Annotated in this window: 23 protein-coding genes; 2 read left to right on the plus strand and 21 right to left on the minus strand. The window is 66.1% G+C overall.

Annotated elements, in window-relative coordinates; translation table 11 throughout:
* The first annotated feature begins 161 nt into the window (after positions 1-161).
* The gene (gene hemE / locus LOY69_RS02230; RefSeq protein ID WP_110651016.1) at positions 162-1,229 is read left to right on the plus strand and encodes a uroporphyrinogen decarboxylase; all 1,068 of its coding nucleotides are present in this window, start codon (positions 162-164) and stop codon (positions 1,227-1,229) included.
* Positions 1,230-1,417: 188 nt separating this feature from the next.
* On the opposite strand, the gene LOY69_RS02235 is transcribed toward hemE, so the two are convergent.
* Positions 1,418-2,629, minus strand: a complete 1,212-nt coding sequence (locus LOY69_RS02235) for an MFS transporter (protein WP_265074868.1) — start codon at positions 2,627-2,629, stop codon at positions 1,418-1,420.
* A 168-nt stretch (positions 2,630-2,797) separates the two neighbouring features.
* On the opposite strand from LOY69_RS02235, the gene LOY69_RS02240 reads away from it, so the two are divergent.
* Positions 2,798-3,697 (plus strand): LysR family transcriptional regulator, encoded by a 900-nt coding sequence (locus tag LOY69_RS02240; protein WP_102882202.1) that lies wholly within the window; start codon positions 2,798-2,800, stop codon positions 3,695-3,697.
* Here the strand turns inward: LOY69_RS02240 and LOY69_RS02245 are convergent.
* From LOY69_RS02245 to LOY69_RS02340, 20 genes are all read right to left on the minus strand, one after another.
* Positions 3,665-4,156: an excinuclease gene (locus tag LOY69_RS02245; protein WP_102882077.1), complete on the minus strand. Its 492-nt coding sequence runs from the start codon at positions 4,154-4,156 to the stop codon at positions 3,665-3,667. The genes LOY69_RS02240 and LOY69_RS02245 overlap by 33 nt on opposite strands.
* Positions 4,157-4,361: 205 nt before the next feature.
* Positions 4,362-4,808 (minus strand): excinuclease, encoded by a 447-nt coding sequence (locus LOY69_RS02250; RefSeq protein WP_102862811.1) that lies wholly within the window; start codon positions 4,806-4,808, stop codon positions 4,362-4,364.
* 62 nt (positions 4,809-4,870) lie between these two features.
* Entirely contained in the window at positions 4,871-5,320 is a 450-nt protein-coding gene (locus LOY69_RS02255) for a hypothetical protein (RefSeq protein ID WP_102882076.1), read from the minus strand.
* Between the two features lie 25 nt (positions 5,321-5,345).
* The gene (locus LOY69_RS02260) at positions 5,346-6,572 is read right to left on the minus strand and encodes a beta-ketoacyl-ACP synthase (RefSeq protein WP_102882075.1); all 1,227 of its coding nucleotides are present in this window, start codon (positions 6,570-6,572) and stop codon (positions 5,346-5,348) included.
* Positions 6,572-7,300: a 3-oxoacyl-ACP reductase FabG gene (gene fabG, locus LOY69_RS02265; RefSeq protein WP_102862814.1), complete on the minus strand. Its 729-nt coding sequence runs from the start codon at positions 7,298-7,300 to the stop codon at positions 6,572-6,574. The genes LOY69_RS02260 and fabG overlap by 1 nt, the downstream gene beginning before the upstream one ends.
* Complete coding sequence (locus tag LOY69_RS02270) at positions 7,297-7,770, minus strand: hotdog family protein (RefSeq protein ID WP_102862815.1); 474 nt, start codon at positions 7,768-7,770, stop codon at positions 7,297-7,299. Before LOY69_RS02270 ends, fabG begins: the two co-directional genes overlap by 4 nt.
* Positions 7,767-8,963 (minus strand): beta-ketoacyl-[acyl-carrier-protein] synthase family protein, encoded by a 1,197-nt coding sequence (locus LOY69_RS02275; protein WP_110595400.1) that lies wholly within the window; start codon positions 8,961-8,963, stop codon positions 7,767-7,769. The genes LOY69_RS02270 and LOY69_RS02275 overlap by 4 nt, the downstream gene beginning before the upstream one ends.
* Positions 8,960-9,445 (minus strand): DUF3261 domain-containing protein, encoded by a 486-nt coding sequence (locus LOY69_RS02280; RefSeq protein ID WP_110651012.1) that lies wholly within the window; start codon positions 9,443-9,445, stop codon positions 8,960-8,962. Before LOY69_RS02280 ends, LOY69_RS02275 begins: the two co-directional genes overlap by 4 nt.
* The gene (locus LOY69_RS02285) at positions 9,442-10,203 is read right to left on the minus strand and encodes a class I SAM-dependent methyltransferase (RefSeq protein ID WP_110595402.1); all 762 of its coding nucleotides are present in this window, start codon (positions 10,201-10,203) and stop codon (positions 9,442-9,444) included. Before LOY69_RS02285 ends, LOY69_RS02280 begins: the two co-directional genes overlap by 4 nt.
* Positions 10,200-11,447: an NAD(P)/FAD-dependent oxidoreductase gene (locus tag LOY69_RS02290; RefSeq protein WP_265074082.1), complete on the minus strand. Its 1,248-nt coding sequence runs from the start codon at positions 11,445-11,447 to the stop codon at positions 10,200-10,202. The genes LOY69_RS02285 and LOY69_RS02290 overlap by 4 nt, the downstream gene beginning before the upstream one ends.
* Positions 11,434-12,624, minus strand: coding sequence for a sodium:proton antiporter (locus tag LOY69_RS02295; protein ID WP_102862820.1), 1,191 nt, complete (start codon positions 12,622-12,624; stop codon positions 11,434-11,436). Before LOY69_RS02295 ends, LOY69_RS02290 begins: the two co-directional genes overlap by 14 nt.
* Positions 12,618-14,960, minus strand: a complete 2,343-nt coding sequence (locus tag LOY69_RS02300; protein WP_265074083.1) for an MMPL family transporter — start codon at positions 14,958-14,960, stop codon at positions 12,618-12,620. The genes LOY69_RS02295 and LOY69_RS02300 overlap by 7 nt, the downstream gene beginning before the upstream one ends.
* Positions 14,944-15,624, minus strand: coding sequence for an outer membrane lipoprotein carrier protein LolA (locus LOY69_RS02305; protein WP_265074084.1), 681 nt, complete (start codon positions 15,622-15,624; stop codon positions 14,944-14,946). The genes LOY69_RS02300 and LOY69_RS02305 overlap by 17 nt, the downstream gene beginning before the upstream one ends.
* Positions 15,621-16,046, minus strand: a complete 426-nt coding sequence (locus LOY69_RS02310) for an acyl-CoA thioesterase (RefSeq protein ID WP_102862823.1) — start codon at positions 16,044-16,046, stop codon at positions 15,621-15,623. Before LOY69_RS02310 ends, LOY69_RS02305 begins: the two co-directional genes overlap by 4 nt.
* Positions 16,036-17,583 carry an HAL/PAL/TAL family ammonia-lyase gene (locus LOY69_RS02315; protein ID WP_265074085.1) on the minus strand — a complete coding sequence of 516 codons (1,548 nt, stop codon included), beginning with the start codon at positions 17,581-17,583 and terminating at the stop codon, positions 16,036-16,038. Before LOY69_RS02315 ends, LOY69_RS02310 begins: the two co-directional genes overlap by 11 nt.
* Positions 17,564-18,520 carry a glycosyl transferase gene (locus LOY69_RS02320; RefSeq protein ID WP_102882067.1) on the minus strand — a complete coding sequence of 319 codons (957 nt, stop codon included), beginning with the start codon at positions 18,518-18,520 and terminating at the stop codon, positions 17,564-17,566. Before LOY69_RS02320 ends, LOY69_RS02315 begins: the two co-directional genes overlap by 20 nt.
* Complete coding sequence (locus tag LOY69_RS02325; protein WP_102882201.1) at positions 18,517-19,275, minus strand: glycosyltransferase family 2 protein; 759 nt, start codon at positions 19,273-19,275, stop codon at positions 18,517-18,519. The genes LOY69_RS02320 and LOY69_RS02325 overlap by 4 nt, the downstream gene beginning before the upstream one ends.
* A gap of 31 nt (positions 19,276-19,306) precedes the next feature.
* Entirely contained in the window at positions 19,307-20,980 is a 1,674-nt protein-coding gene (locus tag LOY69_RS02330) for an AMP-binding protein (protein ID WP_265074086.1), read from the minus strand.
* Complete coding sequence (locus LOY69_RS02335; protein ID WP_110651002.1) at positions 20,977-21,522, minus strand: hypothetical protein; 546 nt, start codon at positions 21,520-21,522, stop codon at positions 20,977-20,979. Before LOY69_RS02335 ends, LOY69_RS02330 begins: the two co-directional genes overlap by 4 nt.
* Positions 21,519-21,773 (minus strand): acyl carrier protein, encoded by a 255-nt coding sequence (locus LOY69_RS02340; protein WP_016962653.1) that lies wholly within the window; start codon positions 21,771-21,773, stop codon positions 21,519-21,521. Before LOY69_RS02340 ends, LOY69_RS02335 begins: the two co-directional genes overlap by 4 nt.
* Between the last annotated feature and the right edge of the window lie 2 nt (positions 21,774-21,775).

Here is a 21,775-nt window from a genome sequence, read left to right on the forward strand (position 1 = left end):
TTGATGCACCGCGTCGATCGTTTCGCCAGCAAGCGGGCTCCTACGGGATCTGTGCCCGTCCCCGTGACAAATTGACCCCATAGACATAAAGAAACGGCTCTTGCCGTGCCTTTTGTGTCGCGCTCTGAGAAAATGCCCCCACTTTTTTTCCGGATGCCGACATGACTGCCCTGAAGAACGACCGTTTCCTTCGTGCCCTGCTCAAGCAACCCGTAGACGTCACCCCGGTGTGGATGATGCGGCAAGCCGGGCGCTACCTGCCTGAATACCGCGCCAGCCGTGCCAATGCCGGTGACTTCATGAGCCTGTGCATGAACCCGGCGTTCGCCTGCGAAGTCACTCTGCAGCCTCTGGACCGCTATCCACAGCTGGATGCGGCGATCCTCTTCTCCGACATCCTCACCATCCCCGACGCCATGGGCCAAGGCCTGTACTTCGAGACCGGTGAAGGCCCGCGCTTCAAGAAAGTGGTCAGCACCCTGGCCGACATCGAAGCCCTGCCGATCCCCGATCCGCAAAAGGACCTGGGCTACGTGATGGACGCGGTCAGCACCATTCGTCGCGAACTCAATGGCCGCGTGCCGCTGATCGGTTTTGCCGGCAGCCCCTGGACCCTGGCCACTTACATGGTCGAAGGCGGTTCGTCGAAAGACTTCCGCAAGTCCAAGGCCATGCTCTACGACAACCCGCAAGCCATGCACCTGCTGCTGGACAAGCTGGCGCAGTCGGTCACTTCCTACCTCAACGGGCAGATCCTGGCCGGTGCCCAGGCGGTGCAGATTTTCGATAGCTGGGGCGGCAGCCTTTCGTCGGCGGCCTATCAGGAATTCTCCCTGGCCTACATGCGCAAGATCGTCAGCGGCCTGATCCGCGAGCACGAGGGGCGCAAGGTGCCGGTGATCCTGTTCACCAAGGGCGGCGGCCTGTGGCTGGAGAGCATTGCCGATGCTGGCGCCGACGCCCTGGGCCTGGACTGGACCTGCGACATTGGCGAAGCCCGTCGGCGTGTCGGCAGCAAGGTTTCCCTGCAAGGCAACATGGACCCCACCGTGCTCTACGCCAATCCGCAGGCGATCCGCAGCGAAGTCGCGCGCATCCTCGCCAGCTACGGCACCGGCAGCGGCCATGTGTTCAACCTGGGTCACGGCATCACCCCGGAAGTGAAGCCGGAGCATGCCGGTGCTTTCCTGGAAGCGGTGCACGAGTTGTCGGCGCAATACCACGCGTAAGCGCCACCCCATAAAAAACGCCCGGCACCTGCCGGGCGTTTTCATTGGCGGACACTTTCTGTAGGAGCCAGCTTGCTGGCGAATGGGCCCTCGAGACTTGCACCTGCCTGGCAGACGCCTTCGCTGGCAAGCCAGCTCCTACAAGGGCCGCCGGCACAGACCCGATTCGTGTAGGAGCTGGCCAGGCGTTACAAAGGCGGTAGTTTGGCCAGTTTCATGGCAATCAGCAGTGCTCCCACCAGCAAGGCGCCGATAAACAGGCCGATGCCGTTCCACCCCGCCAGGTGCCAGAACACCCCGCCAGCGGTGCCGGCAATGCTCGAACCGGCGTAGTAGCTGAACAGGTACAGCGAGGAGGCCTGGCCCTTGGCCTTGGTGGCACGGCGGCCGATCCAGCTGCTGGCCACCGAGTGGGCACCGAAGAAGCCGAAGGTGAACAGCAGCATGCCGATCAGCACCAGGGACAGCGGCGTCAGCAGGGTCAGGGCGATCCCCGCCAGCATCAGCACGATGGTGGCCCAGAGCACTCGGCGTCGGCCCAGTTGGTCCGCCAGGGCGCCGATCTTCGCCGAGCTGTAGATCCCCGAGAGGTAGACCACCGAGAGCATCCCGACCCAGGCCTGGCTCAGCTGATAGGGATCGGCCAGCAGGCGGTAGCCGATGTAGTTGAACAGGGTGACGAAGGCCCCCATCAGCAGGAAACCTTCAAGAAACAGCCAGGGCAGGCCGGCGTCGCGAAAGTGCATGGTAAAGCCGTCCAGCAGGCTGCGTGGGTGCAGCGAGCGGGGGCGGAAGTTGCGCGACTCGGGAAGGATGCGCCAGAACACCGCGGCGGCGATCAATGCCAGGCCGCCGATCACCAGCATCGCTGTGTGCCAGCTGACGAAGTCGATCAGCACCCCGGTGATCAGTCGCCCGCTCATGCCGCCAATGGCATTGCCGCCGATGTACAGGCCCATGGCCAGGCCGATGTGCTGGGGGTGAATCTCTTCGCTGAGGTAGGTCATGGCCACCGCCGCCAGCCCGCTCAGGGACAGCCCCACCAGCGCCCGCATCACCAGCACTCCGTGCCAGCTGGGCATCAGTGCGCTGGCGATGGTGCACAGGGCCGCGGCGAGCAAGGCCGCCACCATCACCGGCTTGCGGCCGATGCGGTCGGAAATGGGCCCGGTGATCAGCAGACCGATGGCCAGCATGCCCGTCGACACCGAGAGAATCAGGCTGCTTTGTGCCGCATTGATGGAAAACTCCCGGGACAGCAGCGGCATCATCGGTTGCACGCAGTACAGCAGGGCGAAGGTGGCAAAGCCCCCGGAGAACAGCGCCAGCACCGTGCGCATGAACAGCGGTGTGCCTTTTTCGATGTAGACCTCGTTGAGTTGGGCGACCACTTCGTCCAGGGGCGTAGCGGCGAGGGTGTGGGCAAGGGGGGCAACAGCGGTTTTCACAGGAACCTCGGAGGAACGCAGCCGGTCAGGCAATGGAAAAAAGCATATAGCTGGCTAATGATCATTTCCAATATATTGTTCGACCTGTTTGATAGCTTTAACGACTCAATGGAGTTACCCATGGAATTGCGTCATTTGCGCTACTTCATTGCCGTCGCCGAAGAGCTGCACTTCGGCCGCGCGGCCCAGGTGCTGGGCATTTCCCAGCCACCGCTGAGCCAACAGATCCAGGCCCTGGAGCAGGAGGTGGGCGCCCGGCTGTTCGAGCGTACCAATCGTCGGGTCGAGCTTAGCGAGGCCGGGCGCCTGTTCCTCGAAGAGGCGCGCCTGGTGCTGGCTCAGGTGGACAAGGCGGCAGACGTGGCCCGGCGCGCGCAGTTGGGCGAACTGGGCGAGCTGAAGATCGGCTTCACCTCGTCAGCCCCCTTCAACTCGACCATTCCCCAGGCGATCTTTGCCTTTCGCCAGCGCTTTCCCGCGGTGCACCTCAAGCTCAAGGAAATGAGCAGCACCCAGGTGGCCGAAGCCTTGGTGGACCAGACGATCCAGGTGGGCATCATGCGGCCCTTGCCCTTGCCGGACTCCTTGTCGGTGGTGGAGCTGCTGCGCGAGCCGCTGGTGGCGGTGCTCAGCGCCAAGCATCCGCTGGCCAGCGGCAGTGAAGAGGGCTTGCACCTGGCGGCGCTGGCCCAGGAGCCTTTTGTGTTCTTCCCCCGCAGCTATGGCAGCGGCCTGTATGCCCAGTTGCTGAGCCTGTCCCGGGAGGCCGGGTTTACCCCGCATTTCGCCCAGGAGGCGGGTGAAGCCATGACCATCATCGGCCTGGTCGCAGCGGGGCTGGGCGTCTCGGTACTGCCGGCGTCCTACCAGCGCATGCGCATCGACGGCGTGGTCTATCGGCGGCTGCTGGACCCGGAGGCCATGTCGGCGGTGTGGCTGGTACAGCGCAAGGACCAGGCCTCGCCCATGGCCAAGGCCTTTGTCGAGCTACTGACGCGCAAGACCGGGGCCGCGTCCTGAGGGGCTGTTGGGGCGCACCGGGGGCTGCAGGATGACCAGGTCGCCGCGCAGGGCGACGCCCGCCATCAGCACCCCGGCGCGGCATTCGTAGGTGTTGAGGTCCTTGCGTACGCGGCGCTTGTAGTAGCTGACGATGTTGGTCACCGCGTTGGCGCCGACCCGCTTGGCTGCGGCTTGCAGGGTGATCAGCGCCGACTGCAACGCCCACTCGCAGGCAGCGATATCGCTCTTGTTGGAGGCATTGGTCTTCTTGTGGGTGGTCACTTCAGTGAGCCGCACCTGGAGCACCGGTGGCAGCGGGTTGCCGGCCAGGTGGAAGCTCACGCTGCCATCCAGGCGCCCGGCGCGCTCGGCGTCGGCCACGACTTTTTCAAAGGGCATGTACATCAGGTTGGTGGCCTGGCTGGTGGGGCTCAGGACGGCTAGCAGGGCCAGGGCAATCAGCGCTTTCACTTGCATGGTCGGCTCCTTGACGGACGTGAAAGAAGAGCCAGCGTCGCGCCGGCCCAGGTCCAGTCGCAGCGCTTGGCTCCCGCAGGCGACGGTGGCCCGGCCTGCTGTTGCGAGTGTAGACGGCGCTGGCCGGGCTCCCGAAAAAATCCCGGAAACAAAAAGGGCGCCCCACCAGGCTGTGTGGGGCGCCCTTTTCATTGTCAGCCGCAGCTCACTGGACCTTGGACAGATCCCCGCGCAGCGCGACACCAGCCATGATGGCGCCAGCATGGCACTCATAGGTGGTGGCGTCCTTGCGCTCACGGCTCTTGTAGAAGCTGGCGATGTCGGTCACGGCGTTGGCGCCGACTTTCTTCGCCGCCTCATGCAGGGTGATCAGCGCCGACTGCAAGGCCCACTCGCAGGCCACCTGGTCGGCCTTGCCGAAGGCATTGGTCTTCTTGTTGGTCACGGCGCCCGGGCTCAGCACACTGACCTTGCCGGCCGGCTTGTTGCCCGCCAGGTAGAACTTCACGCTGCCATCGATCTTGCCGGTGCTGATGGCCTCGGCCACCACCTTGTCGAAGGGCAGGAACAGGGTGGTATCGCGGGCCTGGCTGATGCCGGGCAGGGTGCACAGCAGCAGGGTGGCGGTGGCCGCCAGTGTCTTCAAACGCATCGCATTCTCCATGACATTAAAGGGGGTGAAGCAGCCCTGTGACCGGGGTCACAGGGAAGGGCTCATTGCGCGGCCGGGAAGCTCTTGGCCGCGGCGTCGGACAGCTGTTGCGCGGTCCGCTCGTTCTGGTTGTCCCGCAGTTCGCGCAGGATGCCCTTGTCCAGCAGGCGTACCCAGCGGATGTAGTTCTTGTGGATCTTGCCGTCCTTGTAATCCAGGTCGCGGCTGTCGCGGTAGACGATCTTGTAGTAGCTGGCGGAGTACTGGATATCGATCTCGGCGTGGAACTGCTCACGCACGGTGATCTCGGCCTGGATCAGCTCCGGGCTGATGCGCTGCACGGTCCATTTGCGGGCCACCAGGTTCTTCAGGATCGCCTGTTTGACCTGCTCCTGGTCGGCCTGGATGGTGGCCGGGATCACTCGGTTGGGGGTGTACATGCGCTTGCTGGTACAGGCGGTGACGCTCAGCAGGGCGAGGACGATGAGGGTGGCGCGAAAGAGGGAAGACATTCCATTTCTCCAGTGAGGTGAGGCATTAGCGCCAGCGGCGGAAGATCAACGAGGTGTTGACGCCGCCAAAGGCAAAGTTGTTGTTCATCACGTATTCGTGGCTCATGGCCCGGAAACCGCCCTGCAGGTAGTCCAGCTCGCCGCAGCGCGGGTCGACCTGATCCAGGTTGCAGGTGTGCACGTACAGGTCGCGGTTGAGCATCTCGATGCTGAACCAGGATTCCAGCGCGCCGCAGGCGCCCAGGGTGTGGCCGAGAAAGCTCTTCTGCGAGCTGATGGGCATGCGACTGCCGAACAGGCTGCTGGTGGCCTGGGTCTCGGCGATATCGCCCTGTTCGGTGGCCGTGCCATGGCCGTTGACGTAGCCGATGGCCGCCGGGAACAGGGCCGCATCCTCCAGCGCCAGCTCCATGGCCCGGCGCATGGTGCTCTGCTCGGGACGGGTGGTGTGCTGACCGTCGGCGTTGCTGCCGAAGCCGACGATTTCCGCGTGAATGCGGGCGCCGCGGGCCAGGGCGTGTTCCAGTTCTTCGAGCACCAGCATGCCGCCGCCCTCACCAATCACCAGACCGTCGCGGTCGGTGTCGTAGGGCCGCGGGCTGGTGTGGGGCGCATCGTTTTTCAGGCTGGTGGCATACAGCGCGTCGAACACCATGGCCTCGGTGGGGCACAGCTCTTCGGCGCCGCCGGCAAGCATCAGCGGCAGACGGCCGAACTTGATCGCTTCATAGGCGTAGCCGATGCCCTGGCTGCCACTGGTGCAGGCGCTGGAGGTAGGAATCAGGCGCCCGGTGAGGCCGAAGAAGATGCTGATATTGGCCGCGGTGGTGTGGGGCATCATGCGCACGTAGGAGTTGGCGTTGAGCCCTTCGGCCACTGAGTTCAGCAGCATGTTGCCGAAGGCCTTGATCTCGTCGGTGCTGCCGGTGGAAGAACCGCAGGCCACGCCCATGCGCCCGTCCTTGATCGACGGGTCGCCCAGCAGCCCGGCGTCGGCCAGGGCCTGCTCGGCGGCGCCCACGGCCAGGCGCGAAACCCGGCCCATGCTGCGCAGTTGCTTGCGGGTCCAGTGGCCGGGCACCTGGAAGTCATCGATGGGGCCGGCCAGGCGGGTATTGAGCTCGCTGAACCTGTCCCACTCGTCCATGCGCCGGATGCCGCTGCGGTTGGCGGCGAAGCGCTCGGCGATGCGGGCCCAGTCGCTGCCCAGGGAGGTGATGCCGGCCATGCCGGTGACGACCACGCGTTTCATCAGCACAGGCCCCCGTTCACCGCCAGCACCTGGCGGGTGATGTAGGCGGCCTCGGCGGACATCAGGAAGTTCACCGCGCCGGCGACTTCTTCCGGGGTGCCCATGCGCTGGGCGGGAATCATCTTCATCAGTTCGTCCACCGGCACGTTCTCGTCGAGCATGGCGGTGTCAATCAGGCCCGGGGCCACGCAGTTGACGGTGATCTTGCGCTTGCCCAGCTCGATGGCCAGGGCCTTGGCGGCGCCGATCAACCCGGCCTTGGAAGCGCTGTAGTTGACCTGGCCACGGTTGCCGATCAGCCCCGACACCGAGGTGATGCAGACAATGCGCCCGGCGGCGCGGCGGCGGATCATCGGCATCATCACCGGGTGCAGGACGTTGTAGAAACCGTCGAGGTTGGTGCGCAGCACCTGATCCCAGTCCTCTTCGCTGAGGGCCGGGAAGGCGCCGTCGCGGGTCAGTCCGGCATTGAGCACCACGCCGTAATAGGCGCCATGAGTCTCAACGTCGGCTTCCAGCGCGGCCTTGCAGGCCGCTCGGTCCGACACGTCGAATTGCAGGATGCGGGCGCTGCGGCCCAGGGCCTCGACTTCGCCCTTGACGGCTTCGGCTTCGCTGCGGCCGCTGCGGCAATGCAGCACCAGGTCATAGCCAGCCTGGGCCAGACGCAGGGCGATGGCACGGCCGATGCCACGGCTGGAGCCGGTGACCAGTACGGAGTCAGTCATGACGGGGTTCCTGTAGAAGAGGCAGGTGTTTCATGCAGATAGTCGGCGGCCTGGGGCGGACGGAACACATTCAGGCGCGCGCTGGCGGCAATGCCGGGGCCGCTGAGGTGGCACTCGAACACGCCCATGCCGTTGTCGTCTTCGAGGGAGCGCAGGGCGTGGATTTCCAGGGTGCTGCCGACGGGGAAATGTTCAACGTTGCACTCGAATTTACGGGTGCCCAGAAGAAAACCCAGCTCCACCGGCAAGCCCTGCTGGCGGGCGCGGCAACCGGCGTAGGCGGCGACGCTCTGGGCCATCAGTTCGATGCCGACCCAGGCCGGCAGGCTGCCATCGGCGCGGTTGAACAGGCCGCCGGGGCGAACTTGGAGGCGAGTGCGGATCTGTTCTTCATCAAAGGCCAGGACCTGATCGATGAGGATCATGTCCCCGGCATGGGGCAGCAACTCGGCGAGCGGCCAGTCAATCATGGGGCGTCTCCGATAATCAGGCTGACGTTGTTGCCGCCGAAGGCGAAGGAGTTGCTCATCAGGCGGCGCGGGGCGTGCGGGTCCAGGCGGTCGGCCGGGGTGACCCAGCGCAGTGCCGGCAGGGCCGGGTCGGCCTGGGCGTCCCAGAGGTGCGGCGGCAGTGCCTGGGCGGCGTTCTCGGCGCTCAGGCTGAGCCAGCAGAACGCGGCCTCCAGGGCACCAGCGGCCCCCAGGGTGTGGCCGCTCATGGGCTTGGTCGATGAGCAGGGCACGCCTTCGGGGAACAGCTGCGCCACCGCCAGGCTCTCCATGGCGTCGTTGTGCTGGGTAGCGGTGCCGTGCAGGTTCAGGTAGCCGATCTGTTGTGGCTGCAAGCCGGCACTGTGCAGGGCCAGTTTCATGGCCTGCAAGGCTCCTCGACCGTCGGGGGCCGGGGCGGAAATATGGTAGGCATCGGAACTGGCACCGCCGCCCAGCAGGGCAATGGGCGAGTCACGGCCCGGTTCCTTGCTCATCAGGAACAGCACCGCCGCTTCACCGATGTTGATGCCGTCGCGGTGGCGGGAAAACGGATTGCAGCGCTGAGCGGACACCGCCTCCAGGGCGGTGAAGCCGTTCAGGGTGAGCTGGCACAGGCTGTCGACCCCGCCGCACAGCACGGCGTCGCACAGGCCCAGGTCCAGCAGGCGCCGGGCGCTGATCAGGGCCCGGGCGCTGGAAGTGCAGGCGGTGGAAATCACATAGGCCGGGCCGCACAGTTGCAGCCAGTCGGCGAGGAAGTTTGCCGGCGCGCTGAGCTCCTGCTGGCGGTAGTCGTAATCCGCCGGGAATTGCCGGTCCTGCAGATAACGGGCAATGCCGCGACTGGCTTCGTCGATGCCCGAGGTGCTGGTGCCCAGGACGATACCGATGCGGCCACGGCCATAGCGTTGGATCGCCTGGCGGATGTCGTCCTCGATCTGCAGCGTGGCCTCCAGCAGCAATTGGTTGTTGCGGCTGTTTTGCGCCTGGAAGCCACTGGGCATGGGGGCCAGTGGACCGCGTACCGCCGCCACCGGCAAGGTGCGCTCGGGCACCCAGTGGCTTTCGTCGCGCATGCCTGAACAGTCGCCGGCAAACAGGCTGCGGGCGACTTCCTGGCGATTGCGGCCCAGGGCGCAAATCACCCCGAGGGCATTGAGGTAGGCCGTCATGGGGTGGCCTCGGTACTCAGTGCAGTGATGTGGTAGTGCGGGCCTTGAGGCAGGTTCAACTCGAAATCCAGAAGTTGTTGATAGTCAATCCGCCAGCGTGGGCCGAGGGTACGTTGGGCGCCTTGCTGACGGGCGCCCGGGTAGTTGGCGGCCAGTTCCGCCTCGGGTGTGAGGGCGAATAGCAGCGCTGCGAACAGCTCCCGGGCCTCCGGGTTGGGGGGCAGCAGGCCATCGGCCTGCCACCGGCCTGCCACCAGGCGCTGACGGGCCTGGGGAATGCCCAATGGGTCCATTAGCGACCAGCGCAGGTCCGCGCCTTCAGCCTGGATCACCAGCAGCCAGTCCTGGCGTTGGCCATCCGCCTGGCGCTGCACATGCAACTGCAACGGCAACACCAGGGAAGGCGTGCGCTCGGGCAGCGGAGCCTGACTGACGCAAGCGCTCAGCAACAGGACACAACCGAGCAGCAGAGCGCGGATCATGCGGGCAGACCTTCCTCGGCGACCGGGGGATTCAGGGGCTTGCGGGCCACCACATTGACCAGGGTTTCCTCGCGCTGGCCCACCGGCGGCGGCTGGCGCAGGCCGAAGCGCTCCAACAGGCCGAAGTCTTTGGCGCGGCTCCACCACAGGTAAGGATAAGACACGTTCTGCGGGCCGAACTCAAAGCCCTGCCGACGAATCATCTCTAGATACTCGGCGGCGCTTTTCTGTACATGCATCGGATGGCGGAACAGCCAGCGGATCACCCAGGTATCGATGTAGGCCTCGGTGGATTCGGCGAACAGCAGGTAGCCTCCCGGCTTGAGCACGCGATAGAACTCGGCCAGGGCCTTTTCCTGCTCCACCAGGTGATGGAAGGTCTGGTGGCAGAACAACAGGTCGACGCTGGCGTCCGCCAGCTCCAGGGTCGCGCAGTCGCTGCCGATCAGTTCCACCTGCAGTTGCTGGCGCCGGGCTTCCTCGGCGCTGAGCTTGAGGCTGTGGGGGTCGGCGTCGAGGCCAATCAGGCGCTGCGGAGCGAACACCTGGCGCAGGTACTGGAACGACTTGCCCTGGCCGCAGCCAGCATCCAGCAGCACCGGGTGGGCCGGCAGCTCACCATCGAACAGCGAACGCAGGTCATTGATCGCCACCCGCAGCACATGGTGCTGCCAGGTGTGGCTGCGCAGGAACCAGAAGCCGAAGCGGGTTTCCTCGACGTAGCTGGCGCTCAGGTACTGGCTGGATGGTTCGCTCATGCCACGTCCCTCGCACAGACTTGCGACAGGGCCTTGAGCCGGCGCTTGGGCTCGCTGACGAAGGGGTTGCGCTCATCCCAGGCGTAGCCGGCGAGGATCGAGCTGATCATGCGGCGGATTTCCGGCGAGCTGCCCGGGTGATAGATCACGTCCTGGAAGGTGCCGGCGTACCAGCCTTCGACGTAGCAGCGGAAGGTGTCGACGCCGCGCTTGAGCGGTTCGGCGAACTCGCTCTGCCAATCGACGCTCTGGCCTTGCAACTGACGGTGCAGCACCGCGGCGGCCATGCTCGATGAACGCATGGCGATGGTCACCCCGGAGGAGAACACCGGGTCGAGGAATTCCGCGGCATTGCCCAGCAGGGCGAAGCCCGGGCCGTGCAGGGTGGTGACGTTGGCCGAGTAGCCGCCGATGGTCCGCGCCGGGGTGTCCCACTCGGCGTTTTTCAGGACCCGGGCCAGGCTCGGGGTTTCGTTGATGAAGCCGCGCAAGCAGGCGTCCAGGTCGCCATCGCGTCCGGCGAAGTGTTCGTCGGCGGCCACCACGCCCACCGAGCAGCGGCCGTTGCTGAAGGGGATGCTCCAGAACCAGATGTCGCGGTGTTCCGGGTGGGTGGTGATAAGGATCTTGTTACGGTCGAAATGCTCGCAGTCGATGCGATCCTCGACATGGGTGAACACCGCCCGGCGTACCGGAAAGTTCGACGGTGCTTCCAGTTCCAGCAGGCGTGGCAGGACCCGGCCGTAGCCGCTGGCGTCGAGGATGAAGTCGGCTTCGATGCGGTACTGGCTGCCGTCTTCACGGCGGCAGTCGAGCTGCGGCAACGGCCGTTCCACGTCTACGGCGACAATCTCTTCGCCGTAGCGGATCTCGACCCCTCGCAGGGCGGCCTGGTCGGCCAGCAGCTTGTCGAAATCGGCGCGCTGCACCTGGAAGGTGGTGGGCTTGCCGTTACTGAAGGTGTCACCAAAATCGAAGGCGCTGTAGTGCTCGCCCCAGGCGAAGGCTGCGCCGTTCTTGAGCTGGAAACCGGCGGCTTGCACCGCCTCCAGCATGCCGGCTTCCTCGACGAAATCCAGGCAGTGGGACAGCAGGCTTTCACCGATGGAGAAACGCGGGAAATGTTGCCGCTCGACGATCAGCACGTCGTGGCCCTGGCGCTTGAGCAGCGCGGCCGCGATGGCCCCCGAGGGGCCGGCACCAATCACCACGACCTGGCGACGTTGCATTTCAACTGTTGGCACTGGGGCTCCTTGCCGGTTCGGCGATGTTCAGGTTCAAGGGGGCCGCGTTTACCGCGGCCGCAGGCGTTCGGTGCATCCCGGCCAGGGCCGGCAGCAGGGTGGCGATCAGGCCCATGAGCATCAGCGCGAAGTACAGCGCCGGGCTGATCAACTGTTGTTGCAGCAGCAGGTTGAGAAAGACGATCTCACTCAAGCCGCGAATGTTCAGCAGCAGGCTTTCCCGCCAGCGGCTGGCGCCCTCGAAGGAGGCGCCGGCCCAGCTCAGGCCCAGCCAGTTGCCCAGCAGCTTGCTGGCAATCGGCAGCAACAGCAGCGCCGCCAGTTGCACCCAGCCGAGGCTGTCCATGGCGCTGTGCACGTTGATCTGCACGATGCCGAACGTCAGGATCAGCGGGATGGCGACCAAGGTCTGCAAGCGGTTCATCCAGGCAGCCTTTAACGGCAGCACCAGCGGCAGCTTGAGGGCGGCCATGCACAACAGGTAGCCGATGCCGAAGATCAGCGCATTGAGCTTGTAGTGCTCGGCCAGCACCAGCAGGCCGAAGAACCCCAGGCTGTGCAGCAGGGGCTGGCGCAGGCCGAGGACCCGCAGCACCAGGGGCAGGCAGGCACCCGCCAGGGGCAGCAGCAGGCTGCTCACCTGCAGGCTGCCCTGGGCCAGGGCGAACAGGGTCCAGCAGGTCAGGTCGATGAGGATCGCGGTCTGCACCAGGCGCCGGGTGGCGGCGGGCGGGTACTGGATGTGTCGCAGGTACAGGTAAAGCACCGGGATTGCGGTAATGGCGAACAGCAGGCCCACCGCCAGGGAGCTGATCCAGGGTTGCGCCGGCAGCAGCCAGAAGGCCGTGGCCAGGCCACAGGCAAAGGGTATGCAGAAGCTCGGCACGGCGATCTTCAGGCTCTGACGGTCCAGGCGCAGGTCGATCACATCACTGAGGATGTGCCCCAGCAGCAGGGCGAAGCTCAGGCCGTAGAGGAACTTGAGCCATTGCGGCGATACCAGCTGCGCGCCGCCCAGCTGCCAGTGGGGTTCGATCCACAGCAGCATCAGCAACGGCAGGCCGAAGGTCGCCAGCAGCAGTTGGCTGACAATCGGAATCAGGCCCAGGTGGCGCCCGATGTAGGTGGCCAGGGCGAACAGGGCCAGGGCCAGCAGCCAGAACAGCAGGATCAGCATGGCGGGTTCTCCGCGGCCGGCGTCGGATGCGGCGTGTGGCCAGCCCAGGGCGCGAGGATGAAGCTGAAGGTCAGCCCCAGGCTCACCGCCAGACCGAAGTTGCTCACCGCCGGGGTGCTGGACACCGCCAGCAGACCGAACGACAGCCAGGTGGTCAGGGCCGCCAGCAAGGTGCCCAGCAGGCTCACGGCGGCGCCACCGATCTGCTCGCGCATGAGGATCGCGTAGTCGACGCTGATGGCGGTCACCAGCAGCAGGCCGAACAGGCTGAACAGGGTCAGCGGCTGGCCCAGCCAGCCGAGGCTGGCCAGGCTGCACAAGGCTGCCAGCAGCGGCAGGGCCACCAGGCGCAAGGCGCCACCGAAACCGAAGGGCAGGATCAGCAGCAGCACGATCAGCACGCAGGACGCCAGCTTGAGTTCGGCGGCGCTGACCTGGGTTGCGGCGAACACGCGGTTCAGCTCGCCCAGGCGATCCACCAGTTGCACCCCTGGCAGGTCATCGGCCTGGACCCGCAGCAGGGCAGCGTCGTTCAGGCCTTGCAGGCTGACCATGGCCGCTACGCCGCTGGCGTTGCTGCCCAGCCACAGCGGGCGATAAGGCTCGGCCAGGGGACCGATGAGCGCGGTATCGATGTCGGCCACGGGCAGGTCCTGCAGTTGTTTCAACTCCGCTTGCAGGGCCGGCAGGGGCACCCCCAGCGCCAGCAGCGGCTGCCAGACGCCCGGCAGTTGCTTGAGGGCCTCGCGTACTTGCTGCTGCTCGGCGGGTTGGCTCACCAGTTGGTCCAGGGACAGGTAGCCCTTGAGCTTGCCCAGGCTCACCAGTTGTTGCAGGCGCAGGTCCAGGGCGCGCAGGCGTTCCAGCAATTGCTGCTGATCGGCCGCGCGCACCAGGAAGAACTGGCTGGTGGGTTGATAACCGGTGATCCGGGCAATGGCCTGGGCCTCTTGCATCAGTTGCGGCGGTGCACCGACCCATTGGCGAATGTCGTTCTTGCTCTCGAGCTGCCACAAACCAGCGGCGCAGAACAGCGCCAACAGGGCCAGCAACGCCGGGCTCGGCACACGCTTGAGCAGCGCGGCACGCACCCCGAGCAAGGCTTCGGCGACCCGCAGCGGCCATTGCGCCGGACGCAGTTCGACGCCCTTGAGCAGGGCCGGCAACAGGCACACCGCCGACAGGTAGGCTCCCAGCAGGCCGGCGGCGGAGAACACGGCGATCTGGGTCAGCGCCGGGAATGGGGTCCAGGCCAGGGCCAGGTAGCCGATGCAACTGGTGATCAGGCTCAGGCTCAGCCCGGGCAGGGTCAGGCGCAGGGCCGGCCAGCTGCGCCAGGGTTTCAGGCTCCAGCTCTTGGACAGGTAATGCAGGGGGTAGTCGACGGCCACGCCGATCAGGCTTGAGCCCAGCACCAGGGTCATGACGTGCATGCGCCCGAACAGCGCGACGCAGGCCACGGCGCCGAACAGCATGCCCACCAGCACCGGGACGAAGGCCAGCAAGGCGCGCCAGCGGCGGAAGGCCAGGAGCAGCAGCAAGAGGATGCCCAGGGTGGCGCCTCCGCCAACCCAGGTGATTTCCCGGCTGGCCTGCTGCTGGCCGTTGGCGGCATACAGCAAGCCGCTGGCGGCCAGCAGTTGTACATCGCTGTGGCCGGCCTGTTCGCGGCTGTGGTCCAGCAGTTCGGCCACCTGCAAGGGCAATTGCATGTCGAAGGCATTGCCGTTGGTGCGGGCCCGCAGGAGTACCCATTGTTTGCCATCGGCGTCGGCCACCAGGGCGCCGCTGCCGATGTCCAATTGCACCGCGCCGTGTTGCGGCTGGCTGTTCTGAATACGTCCGGTCAGGCCCAGCCAGTCATCCTGGCTCGGCACCAGGGAGAAGCCGGCAAAGGGGTCGAAGAGGCTTTGCACTCGCTGCTCGATGAACGCCTGGGGCTGGCTGATCAACTGCTCGCGGTCATGGGTCGAGAGCATGGCCAGGCGGCCTTGCAGCAGTTGCTTGCGCAAGGCCGGCAGGTCGGCCTGCAGGTTCCACTGGACCTTCTCGAACAGCCCGCTGGCCTGCCATTGCTCGGCCAGTTGCCGGGCCATGGCCACGGCTTTTTCGCGCTCGGCATGCCCCACCAGCACCAGGATTTCCCGGTTCAGCGGTTCCTGCATGCGCTGTTCGGCCTGCAGCTCCAGGGCGTCCGGGGCGGTGCCGGGCACCAGCTCCATCAGGTTGGCGGACAGGGGCGCGCCGTGGCGCCATTGCCAGGCGCCCAAGGCCAGCACCAGGGCCAGCAGGATCAGGAAGGATCGCGGCAGCCAGCGTTCACTCGGCAAAGTCATGTTGCTCCGCTTCACTCAAGGGTTGGGCACTGCTGCTGTCCTGCATGATCAGCAAGGTACGGTCGCCCTGGGCTTCCAGCAGTTCGATGCGTTGCACCAGCGCGCCGCCGTCGATGTTGATCTGGTTGAAGATCTGTTTCAGCAGCAGGGAGCGGGGGATCAGTTGCAACTGCCAGTTCTGCGCGCTGCCTTGCAGCTTGAGTTCGAAGTCACGCTGCAGGCCACTGCTGTCGCCTTGCAGCACAGCGAGGAACAGGCGGTTCTGTTCGGCACCGGCACTCTTGCCCGGAAGCATCTGCCAGCCGCCGGCATCGCGCCGGGCAATGCCGGCGGCGGTGATGCGATAGTCCTGCTGCAACGGGGTCTGCAGCAGCCACAGCAGGCCATGGTTTTTCGCCAGCACGAAGTGGCCCTTGCTGGTCAAAGGTTGGGGCAGGGCGCGCAGGTGCTTTTCCTGGATGAAGCGGCCGTGGATCACCTCCGGCCGCGACAGCTGGTCGCTCAGTTGTTGCAGATCGAAGGCCTGGGCCAACCCCGGCACACACCACAGCACCAAAACCGTAGGAGCGAGCTTGCTCGCGAACCGCCGCACCAGGGTGCTTAGCCCTGTGCAATGGGCAGATAGACCAACGATCTTCGCGAGCAAGCTCGCTCCTACCCTCATGGCAGGGCCCTGGCAACGGCGTCGGTGAAGACCTTGGGCGAGGCCAGCTGCATTTCACGGCTGGCGATCTCCACGGCCACCTGCACCGAGCTGGCGCGGGTCAGGCGCTCGCCACTGGCCAGGTCGGTGATCAGGTAGTTGATCTTCAGGCGGTTCTCCCACTCCACCAGGCTGGCGCGCACGTTCAGGGTCTGGCCGAACACCGCGCCGCGCACGTAGCGCAGTTGCAGGTCGATCACCGGCCAGGCGTAGCCGGATTCGAGCATCTGGTTGTAGTTGTGGCCGAGCTTGTCCAGCAGGGCGCAGCGGGCGACTTCCAGGTACTTGACGTAATGCCCGTGCCAGACGACATGCATGGTGTCGACGTCGAAGAACGGCACCTGGACCTGGGTGTCGGCGTGGATCACTCCCTTACTGCGCATGCAGCCTCCAGTGTTGTTCGGCGATACGTTGCAGGCACAGGCGCAGCTCGCGCTCCAGGGCGCGGTCCTCGATCACCGGTGGGAAGTCTGCGGCCAGTTGCTGGTGCATGGCCTCCAGGGCCGGCGGCAACGGCCGGGTATCGGCTTCCTGGCGGCGCAGCCAGACGCCCTGGTTGGCTGCGAGCAAGGTGGCCGCGGCCACTTGCTCGGTGAGCTCCAGCACGCGGATCGCGTCGCGGGCAGCGATGGTGCCCATGCTCACCTTGTCCTGGTTGTGGCACTCGGTGGAACGGGAGAACACGCTGGCCGGCATGGTGTTTTTCAGGGCTTCGGCAGTCCAGGCGCTGGCGCCGATCTGCACCGCCTTGAAGCCGTGATTGAGCATGGCGCGTTCGGCGCTGGCGCCGGACAGGTTGCTCGGCAGGCCGTGGTTGTAGCGCACGTCCACCAGCAGCGCCAACTGCCGGTCCAGCAGGTCGGCGACGTTGGCCACCAGGTTCTTCAGGCTGTCCATGGCGAAGGCGATATGCCCGCCATAGAAGTGTCCGCCGTGCAGCACGCGTTCGGCCTCGGCGTCGATGATCGGGTTGTCGTTGGCGCTGTTGAGTTCAGTTTCGATAAAGCCCCGCAGCCAGTTCAGGCTGTCGGCCAGCACGCCGAGAACATGGGGCGCGCAGCGCAGCGAGTAACGGTCCTGCAGGCGGTGCAGGGGCGCGGTCGGTGCGTCGATGGCCAGGTCCTGGCGCAGCCACGCGGCCACTTGCATCTGCCCCGGGTGCGGCTTGGCGGCGAACAGGCGTTCGTCGAAGTGCTCCGGGTTGCCTTGCAGGGCCACCACGTTGAGGGCGGTGATGCGGGTGGCCAGGTGCAGCAGGTAATCGGCCCGGGCAAAGGCCAGGCAGGCCAGTCCGGTCATCACTGCGGTGCCGTTCATCAGCGCCAGGGCTTCCTTGGGGCGTAGCACCAGGGGCTCCCAGCCCAGCTCGCGGTGCACGTCGGCGGACTCACGACGCTCGCCGCGGAACAGCACCTCGCGTTCGCCGGACAGGGTGGCCGCCACGTAGGACAGCGGCGTCAGGTCGCCGCTGGCGCCCACCGAGCCCTCTTCCGGGATCAGCGGCAGGATGTCCTGGTCGAGGAAGGCCTGCAGACGCTCCAGCAGTTCCACCCGGACCCCGGAAACCCCGTGGCACAGCGACTGCAGGCGTGCGGCCAATACGGCGCGGGTGGCTTGGGCGTCCAGCAGCTTGCCCAGGCCGCAGCCATGGAAGGTGTACAGATGACGGGGCAGGGCCTCGACATGCTGCAGCGGCACCGCCACCACACACGAGTCGCCGTAGCCGGTGGTCACGCCGTAGATCACCCCTTCCTTGTCCAGCAGGGAGTCGAGGAACTGTGCACCCTTGGCAATCCGCTGGCGCCAGGCGGCGTCGCTTTGCAGGCGCGTCGGCACCTGGCGGTTGGCCAGGGCCAGCACGTCTTCGATGCACAGGGGGTGTTCGCCGAAGGTTACCGGCTCATGGGTCGAGGTCGTCATCGGTCTTCCAGAATGGGTAAAAGTTGAACCATTGTTGCGGTGCCTGCAGGCAGTACTGGCCCAGGCGCTCGGCGTAGCGGGCGGTCCACTGGGCGATCACCTGCTGGCGGTCATTGCGCTTCCACTGCACGGCCTCGGCGAAGGGTTCGAGGATCACTTGGTACCGGCCCTGCTGTTTCAGGCACAGCAGCAGGTTGACCGGGCACTTGAGCAGCCCGGCCAGCAGCCAGGGGCCCTGGGGAAAAGCGGCCTGATGGCCGAGGAAATCCACCCGCACGTTGCGCCCGCCGTGCAGCGGTACGCGGTCGCCGGCAATCGCCAGCCACTCGCCGCGATCCAGGCGCTGGCTCAGTTGCAGCATGATCGCCGGGTCCAGCTCGCTGACCTGGATCAGTCGCAGGTTGCTGGCCCCGGCCTCGCCCAGCAGGCGGTTGAAGCGTTCGGCGTGCTTGGTGTGCACCAGCACGTTCATGGTCACTTGCTCGCCCAGCTCGGCCAGGGCCCGGCAGACTTCCAGGTTGCCCAGGTGCGCGCCCACCAGCAGCTGTCCGCGTTCCCCGCGCAGCTGATGGCGCAGCTGCGCCGGGTCGACGATTTCGATCTGTTCGATGCGCAACTTGCCGTTCCACACATCGAGCTTGTCCAGCAGGGCATCGGCAAAGGCCATGAACTGGCCGAACACCCGCCAGTGGCTGGGGCGCAACTCATCGCGCCCGCTCCATTGGGCCAGGCGCTGCTGGTACTGCCAGATGCTGCGGCGGGCGCGGCGGCCGAACAGGAAGAAGTAGAAGACTATGGCGTACAGCACCGGGCTCAGCACCCGGCGCCCCAGCACCCGTACACCGAAGGCGGTGAGCTTCATCAGCCAGAAGCTGCCGCGCTCCTGATGGCCGGCCCAGTGTTCGCTGCCGGGCTCCTTGGGTTGCTCCAGGCTCATGAACGCCACCGGCGCCAGAGGATCAGCGGCAGGCGCAGCAACATGCCGAAGAACAGCTTGGCGTGCATCTTGGAAATCAGCGCGTTGTCGTGGAACAGGCGAAAGTGCGAGAGGCCGTCCTGGGGGTAGTGCACCCGGGTCGGCAGCCAGTGCATGGGCTGGTTGCGCCAGGACAGGCGCACCAGGATCTCCGGGTCGAAGTCCATGCGCCGCCCCAGTTGCACCGAGTCCAGCAGGGCCAACGTGGCTGGCAGGGGATAGACTCGGAAGCCACACATGGAGTCCGGGATCTGCAGCGACAGGCTGTTGATCCAGACCCAGACGTGAGTCAGGTAGCGGGCGTACAGGCGCCCCTTGGGCACGCTGGCGTCGTACTGTGGATAACCGCAGATCAGCGCCTCGGGATGGGCCTGTGAGCGTTGGATGAAGTGATCCACATCCGCCAGGTCGTGCTGGCCGTCGGCGTCCACCTGCAAGGCGTGGCTGAAGCCCAACTGAGCGGCTTCGCGCAGGCCGGCCATGACCGCGCCGCCCTTGCCCTGGTTGATGGCCAGGCGAATCAGGAACACCTGCTCGCGCTCGGCCAGTTGTTCCAGCACCGCCGCACAGGCCGGGCTGCTGGCGTCGTCCACCAATACGCAGGGCAGGCCCCGGGCCAGGAGCGCGTCGACCACGGCGGGCACGGCGGTTTCATGGTTGTAGACCGGAATGACGGCGCAGGGCTTGTGGGTCGGCGCTGGACCCTTGGCTGGCAAGCCAGCGCCTGCAACCGCGAAGTGGGAGGAGTTATCCACAGCTGGCCTCCAGGATGATCCGCCCGCTGGAGCAGGGGGCGCCGTCATTCAGGAAGGCGAAATACAGTTTCTGGCGCTGGACGTCGAAGCGCAGGTTGAGCTGGATGCGGTCGCCGGGGCGCACCAGTTGCTGGAACTTCAGCACTTCCATGCCGGCGAAGCGGCCCGGCAGATCGAGCAACTGCTGACCCAGAGCCAGGGCCCAGTCCACTTGCACCACCCCCGGTAGCACCGGAGTCTGGGGGAAGTGCCCGCTGAAATAGGCCAGGTCTGGCGGGATTGCCAGTTGCAGTTGCCACTCTTCTGCGTGCTGCACCTGCTCCAGTACCTCCGGCGCTTGCGGACGCGGCGCCAACAGCAGGGCCTGGACCTCGGCCTGGGGCAGCTTGCCCTGGTTGTTCAGGGGCATTTGCCGCAGCAGGCGCCAGCGCCGGGGCAGGGCCAGGGCTTCGCAATGCCCGGCCAGGTGCTGGCGCAGGGCTTGGGTCAGGTGGCGTCGGCCCTGGTTGCGCAGGGCATGCAGGCCGGACTCACTGAGTACCAGCAGGGCGCCAAGGTAGGCGCGGTTGTCTTCGATCACCCCCAGGCGCGCTTCCGCGACCCAGTCGTGCTGCTCCAGGGCCTGTTCGAGCATGGGCAGGGAGATGCGTTTTTCTTCCAGCTTGACGATGCGGTCCAGGCGGCCCAGCAGCTCGAAACGGCCGTCGGCGGCGATGCGCGCGGCATCGGCCGTGTGTTCGACATGCCCGGGCGGCAGGTAGGGCGATGCGATCAGCAGTGCGCCGTCGCTGTCCTGGCTCAGGTGCACCTCGGCAAAGGGCTGCCACAGCTCTGGCCCCTGGCGCCAGGCGATACCACCGGTTTCCGAACTGCCGAGGATCTCCGTCGGCCATTGCTGCAGGCGCTGTTGCAGCCCGCTGGCGGCCTCGGCAGGCAAGGCGCCGCCGGAGGAGAACACCCGGCGCACCGGGCTCAGGGCCGGCCAGTCGAGGTTGTCGCCCATGCGCTTGAGCAGGGCCGGGCTGGCCACCCAGGCGAATGCCGGGCATTCGCGGCTGGCCCGTTGCAGGTCTTCGGGGAACGGCAATTGACGGCGCACGAAGGGACGCCCGGCGCACAGCGGCCAGAGCACGCGGAACAGCAGGCCATAGATATGCTGGGTGGCGACGCTGCCGATGATCCAGGCCGGGCCCAGGTCGGCGCCCCAGAGCTGTTCCAGGGCGCTGACCTCGTTGGCCAACTGGCGCAGGTTTTTCTCGATGCGCTTGGGTTCGCCGCTGGAGCCTGAGGTGCACAGGCTCAGTTGGCAGGCGTCCAGGTCCAGCTCCGCCGGTTCCAGCGGCGCAGCCTGCAGTGGCTGCAAGGGCGGGTCCTGGTCGGTCAGCCACAGGTCGACGTCCGCCGCCCAGCGCTGGCGGGTCTGGGCCTGCAGGTCGGCGGGCAGCAACACACTGACCCCGGCGCGCCAGGCACCCAGCAGGGCTACGGCCAGGTCGACGGCATCTTCCAGATGCAGCGCCAGGCGTCGCACGCCGCGCGCTTGCAAGGCCGCGGCCAGGCCCAGGGCCCGGGTCTGCAAGCCTTCCAGGTCGATATCGGGGTGGGCGCTGACCACCCGCGGTGCTTGGGTCCTGAGCAATAGCCGCTCAAGGGCAATCCAGTTCATCTACGGCCTCGTACCCGTTGTCGTAAAAGCCACTCAATGGCAAACAGCAAACCCATCAGCCCGTAGGCGATCAGGCCGTTGTACAACGTCCACCAGCTCAGCGGCGCCCAGAGGGTCAGGGCCGCGGCGATTACTCCGTTACAAAGGAAAAACACACTCCAGGCGATGGTCACCTGGCGGGTATAACGTATGGCTTTTTCCGGCAGGTCCGGCTCGCCAAGGCGCGCCAGGCGCTCCGCCACCGGCGGGCCGTACTTCAGGCTCAGGCTGAACAGGCCGAGCATGAAGCTGCTGATCAGCACCGGGTACCAGCGCAGCAGCGCCGGGTGGTCGAACCACGCCAGCAGCAGGCAGAAGACGAGCGCCGCGGCTGCCATCCACAGGCTGCCGGGACGACGTTCCCCGGTCAGCGCCCGGGCCAGCCACAGGCCGCCCAGCAGCAGGCCGAATTGCCACGGAGCGAAGTGCTCCATACCGAAATACACCGCAAAGGGGTAAAGCAGGCCGGCCAGCAACAAGCCCAGGCCGATCAGCCGGCTCATGCGGCCGGCTGGACCAGACGGTAGACCGCCTCGACCACGTCATTGACGGTACGCACCGACTTGAATTCCTCGGCGGCGATTTTCTTGCCGGTCTGACGCTTGATGTGGTCGATCAGGTCGACGGCGTCGATGCTGTCGATTTCCAGGTCCTGGTACAGGTTGGAATCCAGGCTGATGCTGTCAGGCTCAAGCTCGAAGAGTTCGACCAGGGCATCGCGCAGGGTGTTGAAGATGTCGTCACGGGTTTGCATGG

The organism is Pseudomonas sp. B21-059 (genome assembly GCF_026016285.1).
Lineage (GTDB): Bacteria > Pseudomonadota > Gammaproteobacteria > Pseudomonadales > Pseudomonadaceae > Aquipseudomonas > Aquipseudomonas danubii.